Raw genomic sequence first — 17,993 nt, forward strand, 5'->3', positions numbered from 1 at the left:
CCTTGTATGTCTAATCAGTTCCGCAGGGAAGAAATTGCGTTGCGTCAGAGAGCGTATGCAGCAGGGTGGTGTCCTGAGGACTTCCCATCCACACCGCAATCGCGGTGTAGTTATCCTGTGCATTACCCTCCTGTTCGCCGTTCTTTTGAATAATTTGCTGCATTAATGTCAACCACTCCTGCGGCGTATTGACCATGTGCAGCGACTGCTGCATTTGTTCTTCGCTGACGCCATGCCAGAAGCCATCGGTGCAAAGTAAAAAAGCATCGCCGTCTTCAACCGGCACCACGTCGCTGTAGCTGGCCTCCGGCCCGCCGTTCTCAATGCCCAGCGCCAGATAAAGCAGATTACTGTTCAGGTTTTCCGTCTGATGACCGGCGTCTTTCATCTGCTGAATCAGGCTGTGATCGGTCGTCACCTGCCACAGCCAGCCACGGCGAAACAGGTACAGGCGGCTGTCCCCGGCGTGCGCCCAGTACGCCAGGCGATAATCTCTGTCGATAAACAGACTGACCAGCGTTGTGCTCATCCGGTGATAATCCTGCACAGCCTGCTGTTCACTGAGAATGGTGCGGTTCGCCGTCTGTACGTAGTCACGGATATGCAGGGCGTTAAGGTGCTTGTCGCCATCAAAGCGGGAAATAATGCTGTTACGGGCAAGCTCAGCGGCCATCTCGCCGCCGGGCAGCCCGGCGATGCCGTCGCAGACGACAAAGCAGGCTGAACGTTCCCCAATGGTTTCTCCCGTCTGATCCTGGTTGCTGGCGCGCGTTCCCTGGCGGGAGAGAGAAGCCGTTGCGATCTTCATTTTTCTTCCGATCCACTCTGTGAGTCTTTGTACTGATTCACCTCCATGTCATAAGCATGAAGGAAGGCTTCGCCAAACAGGGTGTGGAAGTCATCTTCAATTTCACCGGCCGTCTCGCCATAACTGCGGACAAAATAGTCCCACAGCGCGGCTTTGCGGCTGCCCGGCAGCGCCAGGCGGGAGCTTACGCCGTTCTGTTTTGCCTGCTCTTCAAGCTGCTCCGGGTTAAAAGATTGCAGCATGGCGGCAATAATGGCGCGGATACCGGAGATCATCCCCAGTTGATGCGCCTGCAAATCAATAAGCGCGTCACGCACCGATTTTGTCGGCGGCATAAAGCCCGGCATCGGGGTGCCGAACATCTGGATCAGCACCGTTTTACCGGAAGGCAGCAGCTTGAAGGGGTTGTTCGCGTCATCGAGCACCATCGTCATATCCGCTTTCACACCGCGCTTAAGAATGGAACGCGATGAGAGCAGCGCCACCGTCCCCTGCGAGAACATGCCCAGGATTTGGCCAAGCTGGCGCATATTTTCACGGTCAAACTGCGGCACCGGCTGCATTTCGCTCAGCCCCATTCCTTCAAGCAACGCGTCCAGTAATTCGCCCTGCAGGACGTCGCCCTTCTCGGTGTTATGAGCGATGGCCGACGGTGACGCGGCATTTTTTACCGGGTCGATACGCAGCCGTCCTTTTGGTGGCTGAGCGTTGCTGCGCGCGACGGCCTGCGGCGTCGGCATGGTGAAACCGGCGTAATCCTGACGCCCTAACACCTCCTCTTCAGCGCGCGGTTCCTCCTGCACGTCTGGCGCAAACAGCGGTGATTCCGCAAGGGCGTTATCTTCCTGCTCCATGACGGGCTGCTCAGCAATAATGTCGTCTGGGTGCGTTAACGGCGCGCCGCCCAGTAGCCCGAGCGGATCGTCACTGCGCGCGGCGGGCGCACTGGCAGAGTTGCCAAAAAGCGCCAGTGGATCGAGTTCATCCAACGCCTCTTCTTTTGGCAATGTCGGTGTGTTGTCTTCTGGCGCCACCAGTGTGGTTGGCGTGACGTCGTTAAAGATGCTCTCCGTTTTAAACAGCGCTTCATCGCTAAACAGGGCATCGGTATTGACGTTTTTGCGCTCAAGCTGTGGGTCGCTGTCACCGAACAGCGCCAGCGGATCGTCGGCATTGCGCTCTGGCTCGCTGGGCTCTGAGAACGGATCGTGAGATGCGGCGGGCTGCGGTTTCGTGCGGCCGCTGGAGATGCTGTCGGAGATAGAAAACTCCTGCATCAGGCTGTCCCAGATTTCCGTCGGCACCGCTGTTGGCGCGGCGTCAGCACGTTGCGACGCGCTGACTGGCTTCGGTTCTGCCGCAGGCACAGACGTCACTGTCGGTCGGGAAGGCTGCTGCATACTGGCCGCCATGCGACTGACTGGCTGAGTATCCTGAATAAGATCGGCCACTTCGATACGATAATCATCAATACCGAGAATATCGCCGTCCTGAAGCTCAACCTGACGGCCCCGCTCCAGCGGAATATCGTTCAGCACCACGCGGGTGACGCTGCCGCGATTGGTCATGCGGCATTCGCCCTGCGCATCCACATGGACGATGGCCTGCAGACGCGAGATGGTGCGGTCATTGTCCGGCAGAACCAGATTGTTATCCGTACCGCGACCAATGGTGCCCCCCGGGGCGTAAAAATCACAGCGGCTCTGCGGCGGCTGATGACCGGGTTTTGTCGAAATAATCGTAAATCGCATGGCGTATTCCTGCTGGTATGATTAGCGCTCAAACGCTGCCGCTCTCAGGGTGAGAACGGCGGCGTTTGGGGGCGAGAAATGCAAACCCTATAAGTACAGCGGTCTACAATTCTGAAATAGAATGACTCATTCCATTTGATAAAATAAAATCAAATGGAACACTAAACGGCATAAGTTATTTAATAAGCATTAAGAACATAGCACCAAGAATAATCCACAATGCAAAAATAACTGCCTGTAATTTATAGCGTCGATGCAGTTTCAACATCCAACCAATACGTTCTTCTGGTAGAGATTGTATAAATTGATACGCTTCATCCTGAACATAACGGTCTTTTGTGAACTTCATCTTCACTCCGTGATACAGGCGTACAAACCATATTATTTTTTGATAGTTCGCCAGAGAACCAAAGTAAGTAGCATAATTCGTGGTCAAATCCAGATCAAAACCAGTGCGTCGATAATCAGCTAACAGTTTTTTATAATCGCCCTGGTGTTTTTTAAATAATCTGGAGCTAAGCACATCCATAATGATGCCAATAAAAAACAGAATTATTATGACAAATAAAAGTACATTTTCTAAATTCACAATACCTTATCCATTATATATTCCGTTACTCCACCAGCCACTTCGCCTCCTGCATAACCTCCAGCCGCTGCGCCAACAACAGAGCAAGCCAGCAATCCTGCACCACCAGTAGCTACCCCGAGGGCTACACACAAACCAGCCCCTGCCATTGCCCCGTACTTGCCTCCATAGATGCCGCCTGCAAGGCTTGCTCCAAACTGACTGTATTGTTTTACAGCAACTGTAGAACAATCGTTCTCCCTCCCTATTGTACAAGCATGATACACTTCGTTTGTCGTATTCATTCCGGCGAACCCAATTGCGACCCATCCCCCCATTTTTAGATAGCGGGCTGCTTTTGAAGCATTTTCTACATAACTAGAATAGCCTCGAATTGCGCCAATACCAGCAGTACTCCACTCATGAACGATCGCTTTACTTGATAATCCCAATGCTCGCTTAAGCTCATTGTAGGGTTTAAATTTAAGCGTCAGTCTGGAAAATTTATTTAACAGCAAATTTAACTCAGCGAATAACTGCTGTCTTTCAATAAAAAATTGCTGTCCTATTAATGTACCTTGAGTCCTGTATTGGTTTTGATATGCCAACTCGATTGCTTTTAGTTTCTTTTCGATTTCACTAAAATATCGCTCTCCAGAATCACTCATTGTACCTAGTGACTTATCCATGAAATTAGTAATTGCGGCTATAGATTCATAGTGCTGATTGAAAAAATCAGCTTCACCTGAATCAAGCCCCTTAAGTGCGCTGTTGACCTTCTGTTTCGCCGTAGAAAGTTGCCCTAATTGAATCGTGTTATTGTCGTTTAGCACGGAAATTATTAAAATCTGCCCCGGTTTTAACCATGCAGTATCTTTATTAATTTGCATAAAATAGCGGGCAACTTCGCTATCAATATTGTTAAACAAAAGCCTTGTCTGAAATTCTAATGTTCCAGGCTGCTGTACTATGCAATAACCCGGAGCGATTCTTGATTGCCCACTCATTACTCCTCCTTTTTATAATGACTATTTAAAAACCATTTACATTGCAGGTTCGTAATTCGGCAATAATGCAATCACCAAAACCGCAGAGATCTCCATGAAAGGATAAATATTTATCTTTCAGTTACTATTCTTTAAGAAAAATAACGATATAAACTGTCTATGAGGATACAATACGCAGGCACTACATAGACAAGTTATGAAGATTGCACTTAGCACACTCCTCATAACCCAATCCGCCTGTGTACAAAATCCTGGCAACAATGACTTATACAAACTTTTAATCGTTATTTTTACGATAATGACCGGGGAGTAATCCCCGGCCACATATACACAGATTACGCTTCTTTGTTCTCTTTGATATTCCAGCCAGCGCTGCTTTCAGCACCTTTACCACCCGCGGTGGTCTGCTCCCAGTACTGCTGTTTCACTTTCGCAGCCTGGAATGCATAGGTCACACCAACGGTATCGCCGTTGTCTGCGCCGGTGTACTGAACCGCAGTTACCAGCACATCTTCCAGCGTGATACGGGTGTATTCAACCTGCTGACCGCCCGCTTTACAGACAGACAGTTCAACTTTGGTCAGGTGCTTACCGCTCGCACAGTGTTTCAGAATTGCTGTAGTGGATTTGTCGATGAGTGCATTAACGTGCAGATCGTTAAAGTTAACTTTACCTGCACCGCCGCCGCCGCCGACACTCATATTTCCCGGCTGGGACGCGCCCCAGGAGAAAGAGGTAATATCAGTCCAGCCGGTGTGGTTAGAATCTTTAGATTCGCCCGTAACACCCTCGACCTTCAGGAACATATCAATAGCCATAATATCTACTCTTCGTGGATTAACATTATTGCTTTCGAAAAAGCACTTATATGGCAAACAGGAAAGCATGGGGCTGAATAAAACCGTCCATATTTTACCTCTGCCTCATATCAAATGATATTGACTCATTTGATAGCCTTAACATTCGTCTTTAAAAAAAGAATGAATGTGAAGTCTTTACTGCCGTGGATTATCCTGAATCCAGCTTCGTTCAGGATTACCCATAATTATTTGTGGAATTAGTTGCTCCAATTCGTCACTATGATAAAGACGTAAACAATTTAACGTTACGCCCTGTGCAGTAGGTTTTCGTTCTGAATGAAAAGTATTGGTTGCACGTTTATATTTATCTATGAGGGCATTGATTTTGTCATTGCCATTTTCAATATCAAAAGGCACCCATTCCAGGAGTGCACTTGCACTACGCGCCGCGTCGGAGGAGAACTGACTCTGTTTATCTGCCACCTGAGCTAAACATCTCGCGAGAACAAAGTCTTTTATGACCTGGCGATAGGTTTGCTGTTGATAAAAATCAGGATAGTTATTACCACCATTAGCCACAAAACTTATAAAAACCAGAAACAGGCGACTCCATTTAAAAATAACATTGGGAATCATGCCAATTCCCAGAACCATATTTCCCGACAATAAGGAAAGCAATCAGAGTTACAAATAAACGAATTACTACTTAGCGGCTCTATAAGATCGATATGTCCACCACCGTAACCATCAATCTTATTAAAGAAAACTACGCCCTTTCTTCCAAGCATAGATCGCGCGCCCGCCTGACGGTCAGTATAAACCTCAGCTTTTCCAAACACATGTGATTTATACAACTGATCAGCCAGCAATTTTGCACCCGCCTCAATTGTTTTGCCTTTATACGGACCCGACTTTACAGGTAAACGCCCCGTAAAATCGATATTGCATTTCAATAATGCCAGGCTCATCCGGACCGCACATGTATTTTCGTAAGCGGGTTGCTGTTTAATTATGGTTGAGTAATCGTAGCCAATTTCTGAAAAAAGCTGTTCTGCGGATGCAAATCCAGCACGAGTCTGATTTGCAGAGTAATGCTGGCGTTTCAGTTGCTCATATAATGGTCTCATTTATTATTCTCCCGCTTGCAGGGCCGCAACTCTTGCATACCGTCAGTGATGACTTTAGAAGCACGTAGTTCCCCCTCCTGCTTCGACAGGTTGGCAAAACGAGCATAAAGATGTTCATGGAGGGTATTGGGAAGAAAAGGCTTACCCTTGCACCACGCTATGCCTTCTGATGCATCAACCACACCCAGAAGATACATATCAGCTTTAATACGTTCACGTTCGTTAGTTTTTGAAAGCCATGCTTTCGCAAAACGTTCAGCACTCAGGTTCAAATCAAAACCGGTTAATAACGCGGGATCACGGAGAAAATTAGCCGTGTCATCCTGAGGTAACGCATCAGCACGCGGATAAGAATAGGTTTCGCTATCAGCAATCGCCAGAGTAGAGGCGGCCAGCAAACTGGCTGCGATTAAAATATTACTTTTCATCGTATATCCTTATTTACTGGCGGTAATCTCTACCAGATAGATAACCGGCCCCGCAGAGCCGGTTATCTTCATTACGCGTCCTGCGTCTTCAGCGACGGCAGTTTAGAAACCAGACGCAGCGAAACGGTCAGGCCTTCCAGCTGATAATGCGGGCGCAGGAAGAATTTCGCGGCGTAGTAGCCCGGATTGTCTTCGATTTCCTGCACCTGCACTTCCGCCGCCGCCAGCGGTTTACGCGACTTGGTTTCCTGGGAGGAGTTGGCCGGATCGCCGTCCACGTAGTTCATCACCCAGTCATTCAGCCAGCGTTCCATCTCTTCGCGCTCGCGGAAGGAGCCGATTTTGTCGCGCACGATGCACTTCAGGTAGTGCGCAAAACGGCAGCAGGCGAACAGGTAGGGCAGACGTGACGCCAGACGGGCGTTAGCGGTGGCATCCGGATCGTGGTACTCCGCCGGTTTTTGCAGCGACTGCGCGCCGATAAACGCTGCAAAATCAGAGTTTTTGCGATGAATAAGCGGCATAAAACCGTTTTTCGCCAGCTCTGCTTCACGACGATCGCTGATGGCTATTTCGGTCGGACATTTCATGTCCACGCCGCCATCATCGCTTGGGAAGGTGTGGCACGGCAGATTTTCGACTGCCCCGCCAGACTCCACGCCGCGAATTGAGGTGCACCAGCCGTACTCTTTGAAGGAGCGGTTGATGTTGGCGGCCATTGCGTAGGCGGCGTTCGCCCAGGAGTAATTGTTGTGGTTAGCGCCGTCGGTTTGCTCTTCAAAATCAAAGCTGTCGACCGGGTTCGTCCGAATGCCATACGGCAGACGGGACAGAAAACGCGGCATCACCAGTCCCAGATAGCGGGCATCTTCCGATTCACGCAGCGAACGCCAGGCGGCATATTCAGTGTTCTGGAAGATTTTGGTCAGATCACGCGGGTTGGCCAACTCCTGCCAGGACTCCATCTGCATTACGCCAGGTGCAGTACCGGTAATGAACGGACAGTGCGCCGCAGCACCGATACGCGCCATTTCCCCCAGCAGCTCAACATCTTGCGGGCTGTGGTCGAAATAGTAGTCGCCGACGATGCAGCCAAACGGTTCGCCGCCAAACTGCCCGTACTCTTGTTCGTAGATTTTCTTGAAGATTGGGCTCTGGTCCCAGCCCACGCCCTTGTAGCGCTTCAGGGTACGGCCCAGTTCCTGTTTGGAGATGCTCATAAAGCGGATCTTCAGCATCTCGTCGGTTTCCGTGTTGTTGACCAGGTAGCTCAGGCCGCGCCACGCGCTTTCCAGCTTTTGAAACTCGTCATGGTGAATAATTTGATTCACCTGCTGCGAGAGTTGCTCATCAATACCGGCAATCAGATTTTGGATGGTGCGGTAGGTGTCGTTTGAGAAGGTGACGGTATTTTCCAGCGCCTGTTGCGCCAGGGTTTTGACCGCGCTCTCTACTGCCGAACGCGCCTGATCGGTCTTAGGACGAAACTCTTTGTTCAGCAGCGCGCTGAATTCGTCCTGGCTGAACGCCTGATCGGCCTGCAGCTCTTGTTGTTGAGTCTGGTTGCTCATCGATTATTCCTCGCTACCTTTCGCGCTATCGTCATTTTTCGGCAACTGGCTCAGGGATTTGAGCAGCGTCGGATCCTGGAGAATTTTAGCAATCAGCTCTTCCGCACCGTTTTTGCCGTCCATATAGGTCAGCAGGTTGGAGAGCTGAGTACGCGCCTCCAGCAGCTTGTTCAACGGTTCAACTTTGCGAGCCACCGCGTCCGGCAGGAAGTCATCCATGCTGTCGAAGGTCAAATCGACGTTGAGCTTACCTTCGCCGGTCAGCGTGTTATCCACGTGGAACGCCACGCGCGGCTTCAGCGCTTTCATACGTTCGTCGAAGTTATCGATGTCGATTTCAAGGAATTTGCGCTCGTCGACCGCCGGCAGGTTTTCAACCGGTTTGCCCACCAGATCGGCCATGACGCCCATCACAAACGGCAGCTGAATTTTACGTTCTGCACCGTAGATCTCTACGTCGTACTCGATCTGCACGCGGGGGGCACGGTTACGTGCGATGAATTTCTGCCCACTGTTACTCATTGCCATGATGTTCTCCGTCAAAGATGCGCGGTGAAGGTGAAACGACAGACGCCATGCCTGTCGTCATAATGCCTGGACGCATCATTCGCGGCGTCCAAAGATGTTTTCCAGCTGATTTACGCCGTCCGGCGCAAGATCCCGAATAATGTCCATAAAGTTGAGTTCAGACAGCCGCTGTACCCGTTCAATCATCAACGGTGCGGGGTGAGTCGGTTCATATTGCGCAAAATACTGCTTCGCTTTCTCCAGCATCAGTTGCGCGTCGGCGCGGCTGGTGACCTGCACGCTGTGCCAGTCCGTGACCTGCTGGACGGGCGCGACTGCGGCGGTCGGCGGCGTTGCGCTTTGTTCAACCGACGCCTCAGCGCCCGGCAACAGTGTGCTGATATCGGTTATCTGACAGGCGCTGGCGACCAGCGCAACGGTCTTCAGCAGTTGCTCCATTTCCGGTACACCGCTCTCCCCGAGGTGCCCGACCAACTGATCGCGAATGGCCAGCAGCCGTTCGTTAATCAGGATCACTGCTTCGGTGCCGGGCTGGCCGCCACGGGCCAGTTCGTCAATTAGCCTTGGACGACCACCGGGATAATCCGGGCATTCGGTTTTGCTGCCATCGAGCAGCGCCTGGGCATCGCGCAGCGAAATCTCGTCGCCGTTTGAGCGCAACAGCGAGGCATTACGCAGTGCGAAAGTGAGATCGGATTTATCGCCCAGCCCCGCGAGGGCGTTAATCCGGTAGAACGGATCGGTTTCGCCATACTCTTCCAGCCGCGGATACAGCGGTTCCCAGTAGCGGGAAAGCGCCTGCTGTACCAGTAACAGTCCGTCCGCGTACCCTGCTAATCCCCGGCGTCGTGTCCAGGCGTGGGTTAACGCCAGCATGACGCGCAGATCTTTGGTACGCCCCAACAGACGGGTGGCGAGCTTTTCTACCGTATTCCAGTCAGCTGGTTCCGCAGGAATAATGGTGTCGCCGAACTGCTGTTCAGCTTTGCCCTGGCTGGCTTGCCCCATGGCCTGAAAGTCGGCGTCGTACTCGAGGTTTTCGCCGCAGGGGTTTTCGGGGCTTATTGGCGCGAGAATGTCATCAATATTCATGGAGTCCCTGCTTATTCAAACATCGGCGGATAGAGACCGTGGCGACCTGGCCGGGCGCCGCCAGCCGGATCAAACAGCAGCGTAAAAAGCTGTCCGGTAAAGTTTCCGCTGTGAAGATGGGTATAAAGCGGGTAGCCATCGCAGCGGTTGGTCCACCAGAAGCTGGTCTGGCGCTGCGGGTCGAAGCACTCTGCCGCCTGAGGCCACCCCAGGGTTATCGGGTCATCTTCGGCATACCCAATCACGTCCAGGATGTCGGAGCGCATCTGCGCCTCAACGGGTTGCGGCGGCGGAATCATCATCAACGCCTCATCCAGTTGCGCGGCGGAGTAACCGTTGCGCACCGCGTGTAATACCACCCGGCCAAGCTGCTGATACCAGCTTTCGGCCTGACCCAACATGCGCGGCGACCACTCGGCAGGCGTAAAGCTAAGCTGAACGCAGACCGGATACTGCCGGCCAACGCTGTCTCGTGCGGGCAGCAAGCAGCCCATCTGGATCATCTGGCTACCCAGCATCGGCGGCACGACAAAATTCCACACCGGGGCTTTGCCGAACTGACGTTCGCCGCTGCGCTGCTCTTCTTGTTGCCAGGCCAGCAGACCGACCTGAAACCAGTGAGACCACTGGCGTTGTAACGCGTCCGGAAAACGACGCTGCAAAAAGTCGCCTGCGCTGGGTAATTTGCCATACCAGCTGTAGAGGTTCATCGCAGGGGGATTCGTCATACGGCTGTCCTTGCGGTTATGGGCATGAGAAACGGGGAAGCTGGAACGGATTGCGAATACTGTTTGGCGCAAACTCCAGCGTGACCTGATGACCGTCCACGCTGAAGGTCGCCTGACGGCTCAGGCTGCCCGAGCCGGGGCTGGTGCGCGCTTTATCGAAAAAGCGGTTCAGCGCCCAGGCACCGTTGGTCACCAGTGTGGCCGTGCTGCCATTCGCCAGCCCTAACTGCATACGCACCTGATTTGTACCGCCCGGCCCCGGCCAGTTCATAATCTGCACCGCCTGGGGTCCGTGGCTGTAGCGCAATTGCTGCCCGTCCACGTCCAGCGTCAGGTTCAGAATGCGGTTGTCCATCTGCACAGTGCGCACCGTCACTTTGAAAGAAGGGGTGGTCGCGCCGTTGGCGAAAAACGCATCCCGGATCGATTGCGCCTGCTGGAACGGGCGCAGCAGCCCTTCACTCCCCGGCAGGGTTTTGCCATCGATACCCGGCATAAAGCGCCAGTTCGCCTGGGTGGTATCTACCTTGTTAGTCAGATTGTCGCGGAAAAAGGTGTCCATCAGCCCGGTGCCTGGCGCGAACATACGGGCGAGATCGTCAGGCGTGACCTCTGTGCTGGCGCTGCGCACCAGTGGGTAACGACCGGCAATCGCCTGGCGACAGAAACCGCCGACTTCCACGTTAATCCGCTTGCGGACATTCTCCAGGTCACGGCGCTGGGTGTCACTGCTGGCGCCCACGGCCATATTGCTGAACATGGTTTGCAGCCCGCCGGGCAGACGACCTGCGCTGGCCTGCAGGCGGCTGATTGCTTCGCCGCCCGGTGCCGGCATGCCGCTGTTGGCGGCGTCCTGGACCGCTGTCAGATAGCGATAAAGCTCATCCACCTGCTTGAGGAAATCATCAAAGACGAGCGTTTTTCCGCCCTTCTCCAGCGGCTGCGCCAGCTCAATCATCGGCGCATAATGCTCGGTGACCCGCTGTTCAGGGGTTTGCGTCATAACCGCGCCCTGTATCGGCGCTGCGTCATTGTTGCTAAACAGCGCTTCCAGGGTGCGGGTTGCCCGGTTGCCCTGCTCCTGGGCTTTCCCGGCATCCTCAGGCGCTGGCGCAGCGTGCGACAGATCCAGCACCTGGCTTAGGTTCTGAACCAGACGGCGCAGCGGCGAGTTAGCGCTTGAGAGCAGGCGCGCCGTATTGATGCGTTGAGAAAGATCGGCGCTGTTGTTGAGCTGAATATCGGCAAGGAAGCGATCCCAGTTCGCAATAAAGTCACGCATGTAGAGCTGGCGTACGGCGTTATCGATTTGCGGTTTGTCTTCCTGCGATGACGTCGCGCCCAGCACCCAGGCATCATCTTCGTGTAAAGCGGTGGTCACGTTGTCTATCTGACCGTTAAAGCTTTTCCAGTAGCCGTTCGGGGTGTAGAGGCTCGGCACGCCTTCACTCACCGGTTTGCCGCTTTTACGTGAAAAAACCAGTTCGCTTTGCGGGCCGCCCAGTGCAGCCAGCGAAACCGGCTGCAGATTTTCATCATGCTCAAGCAGACGTTTCAGGCGACCATAGACACGGGTGGAGAGCGGCTGCTGGTTGATCAGCGCCCGCTCGCGCGCCACCAGCGCCTCGTCCTGCGCATACGGCGAAGACTGAATTTGCGGCTCCAGCAGTTGCGTCAGATGCCATTCGAGCTGCTGAAGCTGCGCCTGGGTGACGTTTTGCGGCAGATTGCGTTGTAAATTCAGCATCACCCACGAGTGCAGAAACTTGCCGTCGTAATGCTTCGGCTGATAGAGCATCTGGTACGCTTTCAGCGCCTCGTAGCTATATTCCACATCACTGCCGTTATCGTTACGCAGCCAGGTGGTGATGTGCATCGCCACGGCAGGCAGCAGCATCTGATCCAGCGCTTTCTGATACAGAGACTGAGAGGCGTCGCTGACGTCATCCCCACGATAAAGCCCCATACGGCGAGTCACCGGAGGATCATTGACGTCAAACGCGTCGCTTTTTGGCAGTTCCACCAGATCGTTGAGCAACGGCAGGAGGGCAAACAGATCGCGCTGTGGCTGCTGTTGCAACGCTTTGCTCTGCTGCTCCAGACGAGGCACTTTTGCATCCACCTCGTCCAGATACGCTTTATTTCGGTTAAAACTGATGAGCCACAGCCCGCTAAGGATAACCAACAGAGCGAGGATCGCCGCATAGCCAGACCAGGTAACGGCGCGATTGCGCATTTCCCACCAGCGGTTTTCCCCGGCGATACCCGCTTCCTGGAAAATGACGTTTTGCAGCAGGTTTTTGATAAAGAAACTCTGGCCTTTCGCGCCCGGAATTGGCGACGCCTTGCTGACGGAATCCCAGCTATCGCTTTCCTCACCTTCCGGCAACGAGAGCGCGCGGTTCAGTTCCCCCATCACGCGGTCGAACGGCATTCCCTCCTGAGTCCCGCTGGCAAAATAGATCCCGCGCGGTGAGAACTCAGTTTCAAAGTTAGAACGGGCGAAGACTGTACTCAGGTAGTCCGCCAGTAATGGTCGCAGCGCGGCGAACTCTTGCGGAAAGAGATACGCGTCGGCACGGGTTTTCGCATCGTGCTCCTTCAGCATCGTTTCTGGCAGACCCGCATCCAGACGCTGCTGCAAAAGCGAAAACTCCCGGGTGAAGTTGCCCATCAGATCAAAATCAGCGTGTTTGGTCTGCTCCCAGGGGAGCGTAAAACCCCAAATTTGATCGCGCTGCGCTTTGTCGTAATCCGCAAACCAGGCGCGGAAGCCTTTGAGCAGGTCGGCCTTGGTCACCATCACGTAAACCGGGAAGCGAATGCCCAGTTGCTCATGCAGTTCGGAAAGACGCTGGCGCAGATTCACCGCCTGCTGGCGGGACGCCTCGGCGGACTGGGTCAGCAAGTCGGAAATACTGATGGTGATAATGACGCCGTTAATCGGCTGACGGCGGCGGTATTTACGCAGCAGCGCGATGAACTCCAGCCATTCGCTGGCGTCCTGTACCTGCTCACTCTCTTGTGTGGTGTAGCGCCCGGCGGTGTCCAGCAGCACCGCTTCGTTAGTAAACCACCAGTCGCAGTTTCGGGTGCCGCCGATGCCCCGCAGCGCGGTTTTACCGAAGCGGTCCGCCAGCGGGAATTGCAGCCCAGAATTGGCCAGCGCCGTTGTTTTACCGGAACCCGGCGCGCCAATGATCACATACCACGGCAACTGATAGAGATATTGCGTACTGAAGCGCTGCGCCCACTGCGCGCGGTTACCCGCTTTGCTGAAGTGCGCTTTTTTCAGCATCTGCGCCGCTTCGTCGAAACGTCCTGCAAGGATCTGCTCCTCGCTGTTCAGCCGTTTCTGGGGATCTGCCGCTTCCGGGCTGGTGGTATTCTCATTGAGCTTGTCCATCAACTTGCGGTTTAGCCAGGCGTTATACAAACGCGGCAGGATGTGGCTCTGGGCCCAGATCAGGTAGACCACCGCGATGCTGATGATGCGGTTCTGTTCCGATTCGAGCGGCCGGGTATCCACGATGGAGAGCAGCGGGCCAATCATCCAGATCACCGCAGCGAGCGCCGTCACGCCGAGCAGGCTCCACAGCACGCGGTTGGTGAGAATGGAAAGAAGAGTTGTCAGCATCCTTAGTTTCCTTGCGGCAATCCGTTCAGCTCAGCCTGGGTATTTTCAGGCGACACCAGCAGAGTAATTTCCACACGGCGGTTACGGGCGCGGTTTTCTGGCGTATTGTTTGGCGCGACGGGATTGATCTCGCCTCGCCCTTGTGCTTTCACACGTTCAGGTTGCGAGAGTCTTCCCTGCAGTTGTTTTTGTACTGAGCGTGCGCGCTCCAGCGAAAGCTCATAGTTGGAGGCAAAGCGCGCGCTGCGAATCGGCAGGTTGTCGCTGTACCCCACCACCAGAATTTTGCCGCTGACGTTATTCATCGCCTGGGCGATGCGGTCGATGACCGGTTCATAGCGCTCACGCACGACCGTAGAGGCAGAAGCGAACAGACCGTCACCTTTCAGGATCACCACGCTGCGATCCGCTTCATCCTTCACCACCACCAGCCCGGCATCAATTTCAGGTTTCAGGAAACCACGCAGGTTCAGCACAGCAGGCCGCTGTTGCGCCGGATGTTGAATCGTGGTTTCCGGCAGTTGAGACTGGTAGATCTTCGCCAGCACCGGATTAGTGCTGTCACCGAGGCGCCAATTAAGAACGATATAGAACAGGCAGGCGATAAAACCGCCCAGCGCCACGCAGGCCCACAGCGGCACCATCGGCCGCCAGAGTTTGCGCAGCACCGGGCTATCTTCCGGATGCGGAGAGAGCGCAGGCGGATAGCTACCGCGCACGCCACGAATCATCTGCCACAGCCGCTGCTTGATGGTTTCAAGCTGGGTACGGCCGTTATCCAGCACCCGATAGCGCCCTTCAAAACCGAGCAGCAGACAGTAGTTGATCATCTCCAGCAACAGGAGATGTTCACGCGGGTTCTGCGACAGACGCGCCAACAGCTGGAAGAACTTCTCCCCGCCCCAGGTTTCGTTATGAAAAGTCACCAGCAGTCCGCTGCTGGACCAGACGCCGCTGCTGCCCCAGGGGGTGAGCGCGGCGGCTTCGTCCAGCGCCGTGCACAGGCAGTAGCGTGCGCCGACGATCACTTCATACGGCAATCCAGCCTGCTGGCAGCGCACTTCGAAGCGGCGAATTTCGTCGATTAAGCGCTGGCGTAATGCCAGTTGATCATCGTGGGAGACCGAATGACGGATTTGCGCAATCGCATTGAGCAGCGGATTGGCGGCTGCCACCAGCGGGTTATTTCCACTCGCGGTGGTAAACACGGCATCACTGCCGGGTTCCTGTCGTTCCTGCATAGTTTGCGCTCGCTTAATTATTCTGTCGGGCTACGGATGGCCCAAAACGCCATATCGAGTCCCGGGAACTCCCCCGCAAGATGCAGGGCGAACGCGCCGGACTTCTCCATCTCGTTCCACAGTTCGCCCCCCTTCTCCAGCTCGAAATAGCTGTAACCGGCATGCCAGGGGATCTGCGGCGGCGCGACGGGCATCGCGCGCAGCATGATGCCCGGCAGTTGAAGCTGTACCAGATCGCGGATTTTAGAGACGGGCGCCACTTTCATTTGCGCAGGGAAATGGGTTTGCAACTGCTCGCCCGGTACGTTGGCTTTCACAGCCAGCACGAAACCGAACTCACGCACCATGCTCGTTTCCGGTACGGTGGCAATATTCAGGCCGTGGGAGCGTTCGTTGAGCGGCAACTGAATCGCATGGTCTTCCATCACCAGCGACAGACCCTGACGGAGCATCAACATCAGTTTGCTAAAGCAGTCCGCCAGGTCGTCATGATCGTAGACGGGCAGTATATTTTCTGCGGCGCGCTGTGCCGTCCAGGTGGCGAGTTCGGTGGCAAATGGCAGCCAGCTGCGCCAGAGCGTTTCCGGGTGAAGCAGCGGGAGCGTTTTGAAATGCGACACTTCGCCAAAATGGCGATTCACCAGTGAAAGCAGCGTAAATTCAATCAGTTCAGACGTGTTAAAACGCCCAGGCTGACGCAACCGACCGCCTACCTGCATGCTGCGCTGAACCAGTAAACCGTGGAGATCGTTAATCATGCTGTAAAGCTGCGGGCTGTTGTTGGCATTCAGCATCGGCGGGATATAGGTGTTATCCAGCCGCACGTGATTGTCGTTACGCTTCTCAGTGACGAATGCCACGCCGATGGCGGTCCATTCCGCCGTCAGATCTTTTTCCAGCATCAGTTTCAGACGCAGACGACCAAACTGTACCGTGGCGTCGCCTACCGCCATCGCGTTATCGTCTTCAACGTCTTGCTCATAGGCCATGAAGCGCGCCAGCGAAGCATGCTCTTCACTAAAGATGACTTCGTCGCGCTCACCCCGACGAACCGGCAACGCCAGCACCACCTTTTCATTGGTGAGGTTATCAGGGATTTTCAGCGGCGGCGGCGCGTTGCGACCATTACGCACGTGGAAAAAGGTGCCATCGGGAAGCAACCCGCTCGCGTAGCTCAGGGCAATGCATCCCTGACGGAGCATCGCCTCGTCCAGTTCAACATCGAGAAATCCCCACAGATACGAGCGTTGCAGCGCTCCCCATTCACGCACGTGGTTGAGCAGGTAACTTTCTGTCCGCTGAAAATGGTGTGGACGCAGAAACATCCCTTCGGTCCAGACGACCTTTTCTGCTTTCGTCATGATGATGTGATTCCTGTAATGAAGCGCGTTACTGGCTGATAACCCGGATCCCGTTTACGTCAAGAAAGACGCTGGCCTGCAGTTCGTCTGCAGAGCTTTTCCAGAACTGGTAAAGATGATTTTCGCCAGGGACAGGCAACGGGAGAGAGACGCGCCACTTTTTTCCATCCAGCATCTGGTATTCCGCCATCACACCGATGTAGCGCGCTTCAGGCGAGCTTTGTCCGGTCAGGGTTTTCGAAAGCTGGCCGGGCATCAGAAAGAACACATCGCTGTTAAGCAGATTCGCGCCAAGCGTGGCCGACGCGTTGTTCTGTAGGGAATAAAAGTCGCTGGACATGAATTCCGCATCAGATTTCAGCAGCAGTACTCTCACTTTGAGCGGTGCCGAATTATTGATTTGCGGATGGGCCTGAAATTGCAGATTGTAGCGGGAGGGATCGCTGTGTGAAGACGATGAACAACCGCTCACCAGGGTGAATAGCACCACGTAAAACGCCAGCCACATCCTGTGAAAGTTTTTATTATTCATAAAAATACGCTCGTGAAGCCCGCTTAGTTCAGGATCCAGGTCCCGTTGGCGTTGTCTTTACAGGCTTTACTGTTACCGTCCACGTCTACGCAGGTCGTTTTCTTACGCGCTTTGGGTCGCATGGCCTGCTTACGTACCGTCGCGTCATACTGGTCGGCCTTAATCACGGCCCGCATTGGCACATAACCGATCAGTTGTTCGTTGCCCTCGTCAGCGAGCGCCATCCAGAAGGACTCCACCTGTCCCAAAACCGTGTAGGTTTTACCGGTCTCAAGGGTACGGATGACTTTTCCGCTGTAGTCAGGACGGCTCATCAGCGAAGCCGGATACATTGCGCGGTAAGGTTCGTTCACAGGCGTAAATTCCGCAGGCGGAACGACGACGTGTCGGTGGGTTAACGTGACGCCATTCACCTGGCTTGTCACGATGGTATCGTCGGTAATCACAGGTTTCTGCGGCGCTTTACAGCCCGCCACTGCCATTACAAACAGAAGTGAAAACAGTACGCGCATTTTCATATGCTTTTCCGTAGCGATATTTAGATAATGGTCAATATGAGAGGTGAGTTTGATTTGAATACTATCGTCAAGAATATTCCAGACTCTTTATAAGGGTTACTACCCTTTGGGTATAGCTACCGCAAAAGCCTTACGGAGTAAGACCCTATTTTATTCTGTATTTTTTAACAAACAGGAAACAAGTGTACATAAGCTTTTCATCAATTCAATATTATCCAGTCATTACCCACCATATTTAGAGGGTTTCAGACCATTATAGGATTAATCCTGGAAAAGGTTTTTAAAAGGTCTTACTC

The 17,993-nt window shown here is 53.8% G+C and carries 17 protein-coding genes; all 17 read right to left on the bottom strand.

Features of this window, described 5'->3' with window-relative positions:
* Positions 1-10: 10 nt before the first annotated feature.
* The 17 genes from NNO04_RS02115 to NNO04_RS02195 all read right to left on the bottom strand — a co-directional run bounded on the left by NNO04_RS02115 (position 11) and on the right by NNO04_RS02195 (position 17,697).
* A complete protein-coding gene (locus NNO04_RS02115) occupies positions 11-808 on the bottom strand; it encodes a PP2C family protein-serine/threonine phosphatase (RefSeq protein ID WP_271443264.1) in 798 nt (265 codons plus the stop codon).
* On the bottom strand, positions 805-2,559 hold the full coding sequence (gene tagH / locus NNO04_RS02120; protein ID WP_271443265.1) for a type VI secretion system-associated FHA domain protein TagH: 1,755 nt from the start codon (positions 2,557-2,559) through the stop codon (positions 805-807). The genes NNO04_RS02115 and tagH overlap by 4 nt, the downstream gene beginning before the upstream one ends.
* Before the next feature lie 175 nt (positions 2,560-2,734).
* Entirely contained in the window at positions 2,735-3,148 is a 414-nt protein-coding gene (locus NNO04_RS02125; protein ID WP_333908986.1) for a hypothetical protein, read from the bottom strand.
* A complete protein-coding gene (locus tag NNO04_RS02130; RefSeq protein WP_271443266.1) occupies positions 3,145-4,134 on the bottom strand; it encodes a hypothetical protein in 990 nt (329 codons plus the stop codon). Before NNO04_RS02130 ends, NNO04_RS02125 begins: the two co-directional genes overlap by 4 nt.
* A 335-nt stretch (positions 4,135-4,469) precedes the next feature.
* Positions 4,470-4,952 (bottom strand): Hcp family type VI secretion system effector, encoded by a 483-nt coding sequence (locus tag NNO04_RS02135; protein ID WP_162381941.1) that lies wholly within the window; start codon positions 4,950-4,952, stop codon positions 4,470-4,472.
* 177 nt (positions 4,953-5,129) lie between these two features.
* Positions 5,130-5,570, bottom strand: a complete 441-nt coding sequence (locus NNO04_RS02140) for a T6SS amidase immunity protein Tai4 family protein (protein WP_271443267.1) — start codon at positions 5,568-5,570, stop codon at positions 5,130-5,132.
* On the bottom strand, positions 5,567-6,061 hold the full coding sequence (locus tag NNO04_RS02145; RefSeq protein WP_271443268.1) for a T6SS effector amidase Tae4 family protein: 495 nt from the start codon (positions 6,059-6,061) through the stop codon (positions 5,567-5,569). The genes NNO04_RS02140 and NNO04_RS02145 overlap by 4 nt, the downstream gene beginning before the upstream one ends.
* Positions 6,058-6,489 (bottom strand): Rap1a/Tai family immunity protein, encoded by a 432-nt coding sequence (locus tag NNO04_RS02150; protein ID WP_271443269.1) that lies wholly within the window; start codon positions 6,487-6,489, stop codon positions 6,058-6,060. The genes NNO04_RS02145 and NNO04_RS02150 overlap by 4 nt, the downstream gene beginning before the upstream one ends.
* 71 nt (positions 6,490-6,560) lie before the next feature.
* Positions 6,561-8,060 (bottom strand): type VI secretion system contractile sheath large subunit, encoded by a 1,500-nt coding sequence (gene tssC, locus NNO04_RS02155; protein ID WP_271443270.1) that lies wholly within the window; start codon positions 8,058-8,060, stop codon positions 6,561-6,563.
* A 3-nt stretch (positions 8,061-8,063) separates the two neighbouring features.
* On the bottom strand, positions 8,064-8,588 hold the full coding sequence (gene tssB, locus NNO04_RS02160) for a type VI secretion system contractile sheath small subunit (protein ID WP_203360208.1): 525 nt from the start codon (positions 8,586-8,588) through the stop codon (positions 8,064-8,066).
* Positions 8,589-8,663: 75 nt separating this feature from the next.
* A complete protein-coding gene (gene tssA, locus NNO04_RS02165; protein WP_271443271.1) occupies positions 8,664-9,680 on the bottom strand; it encodes a type VI secretion system protein TssA in 1,017 nt (338 codons plus the stop codon).
* A gap of 11 nt (positions 9,681-9,691) precedes the next feature.
* Positions 9,692-10,408, bottom strand: a complete 717-nt coding sequence (gene tagF, locus NNO04_RS02170; RefSeq protein WP_271443272.1) for a type VI secretion system-associated protein TagF — start codon at positions 10,406-10,408, stop codon at positions 9,692-9,694.
* Positions 10,409-10,424: 16 nt separating this feature from the next.
* Positions 10,425-14,045, bottom strand: a complete 3,621-nt coding sequence (gene tssM / locus NNO04_RS02175; protein ID WP_271443273.1) for a type VI secretion system membrane subunit TssM — start codon at positions 14,043-14,045, stop codon at positions 10,425-10,427.
* A gap of 2 nt (positions 14,046-14,047) precedes the next feature.
* Complete coding sequence (locus NNO04_RS02180; protein ID WP_271443274.1) at positions 14,048-15,286, bottom strand: DotU family type VI secretion system protein; 1,239 nt, start codon at positions 15,284-15,286, stop codon at positions 14,048-14,050.
* A 17-nt stretch (positions 15,287-15,303) separates the two neighbouring features.
* A complete protein-coding gene (gene tssK / locus NNO04_RS02185) occupies positions 15,304-16,647 on the bottom strand; it encodes a type VI secretion system baseplate subunit TssK (RefSeq protein WP_271443275.1) in 1,344 nt (447 codons plus the stop codon).
* Positions 16,648-16,675: 28 nt separating this feature from the next.
* On the bottom strand, positions 16,676-17,179 hold the full coding sequence (tssJ, locus tag NNO04_RS02190; protein ID WP_271443276.1) for a type VI secretion system lipoprotein TssJ: 504 nt from the start codon (positions 17,177-17,179) through the stop codon (positions 16,676-16,678).
* 23 nt (positions 17,180-17,202) lie between these two features.
* A complete protein-coding gene (locus NNO04_RS02195) occupies positions 17,203-17,697 on the bottom strand; it encodes an SH3 domain-containing protein (RefSeq protein ID WP_271443277.1) in 495 nt (164 codons plus the stop codon).
* Positions 17,698-17,993: the final 296 nt, after the last annotated feature.

It is taken from the genome of Citrobacter sp. Awk 4, assembly GCF_028069725.1.
Classification (GTDB): Bacteria; Pseudomonadota; Gammaproteobacteria; order Enterobacterales; family Enterobacteriaceae; genus Citrobacter_D.

What these genes read in the sequence shown, in the direction of transcription:
- NNO04_RS02135 (WP_162381941.1), bottom strand. Translation starts at nt 4,952, where the DNA reads ATGGCTATTGATATGTTCCTGAAGGTCGAGGGTGTTACGGGCGAATCT.
- NNO04_RS02150 (WP_271443269.1), bottom strand. Translation starts at nt 6,489, where the DNA reads ATGAAAAGTAATATTTTAATCGCAGCCAGTTTGCTGGCCGCCTCTACT.
- tagF (WP_271443272.1), bottom strand. Translation starts at nt 10,408, where the DNA reads ATGACGAATCCCCCTGCGATGAACCTCTACAGCTGGTATGGCAAATTA.
- tagH (WP_271443265.1), bottom strand. Translation starts at nt 2,559, where the DNA reads ATGCGATTTACGATTATTTCGACAAAACCCGGTCATCAGCCGCCGCAG.
- NNO04_RS02115 (WP_271443264.1), bottom strand. Translation starts at nt 808, where the DNA reads ATGAAGATCGCAACGGCTTCTCTCTCCCGCCAGGGAACGCGCGCCAGC.
- tssA (WP_271443271.1), bottom strand. Translation starts at nt 9,680, where the DNA reads ATGAATATTGATGACATTCTCGCGCCAATAAGCCCCGAAAACCCCTGC.
- NNO04_RS02145 (WP_271443268.1), bottom strand. Translation starts at nt 6,061, where the DNA reads ATGAGACCATTATATGAGCAACTGAAACGCCAGCATTACTCTGCAAAT.
- tssC (WP_271443270.1), bottom strand. Translation starts at nt 8,060, where the DNA reads ATGAGCAACCAGACTCAACAACAAGAGCTGCAGGCCGATCAGGCGTTC.
- tssK (WP_271443275.1), bottom strand. Translation starts at nt 16,647, where the DNA reads ATGACGAAAGCAGAAAAGGTCGTCTGGACCGAAGGGATGTTTCTGCGT.
- tssJ (WP_271443276.1), bottom strand. Translation starts at nt 17,179, where the DNA reads ATGAATAATAAAAACTTTCACAGGATGTGGCTGGCGTTTTACGTGGTG.
- NNO04_RS02140 (WP_271443267.1), bottom strand. Translation starts at nt 5,570, where the DNA reads ATGATTCCCAATGTTATTTTTAAATGGAGTCGCCTGTTTCTGGTTTTT.
- NNO04_RS02180 (WP_271443274.1), bottom strand. Translation starts at nt 15,286, where the DNA reads ATGCAGGAACGACAGGAACCCGGCAGTGATGCCGTGTTTACCACCGCG.
- tssB (WP_203360208.1), bottom strand. Translation starts at nt 8,588, where the DNA reads ATGGCAATGAGTAACAGTGGGCAGAAATTCATCGCACGTAACCGTGCC.
- tssM (WP_271443273.1), bottom strand. Translation starts at nt 14,045, where the DNA reads ATGCTGACAACTCTTCTTTCCATTCTCACCAACCGCGTGCTGTGGAGC.
- NNO04_RS02195 (WP_271443277.1), bottom strand. Translation starts at nt 17,697, where the DNA reads ATGAAAATGCGCGTACTGTTTTCACTTCTGTTTGTAATGGCAGTGGCG.
- NNO04_RS02130 (WP_271443266.1), bottom strand. Translation starts at nt 4,134, where the DNA reads ATGAGTGGGCAATCAAGAATCGCTCCGGGTTATTGCATAGTACAGCAG.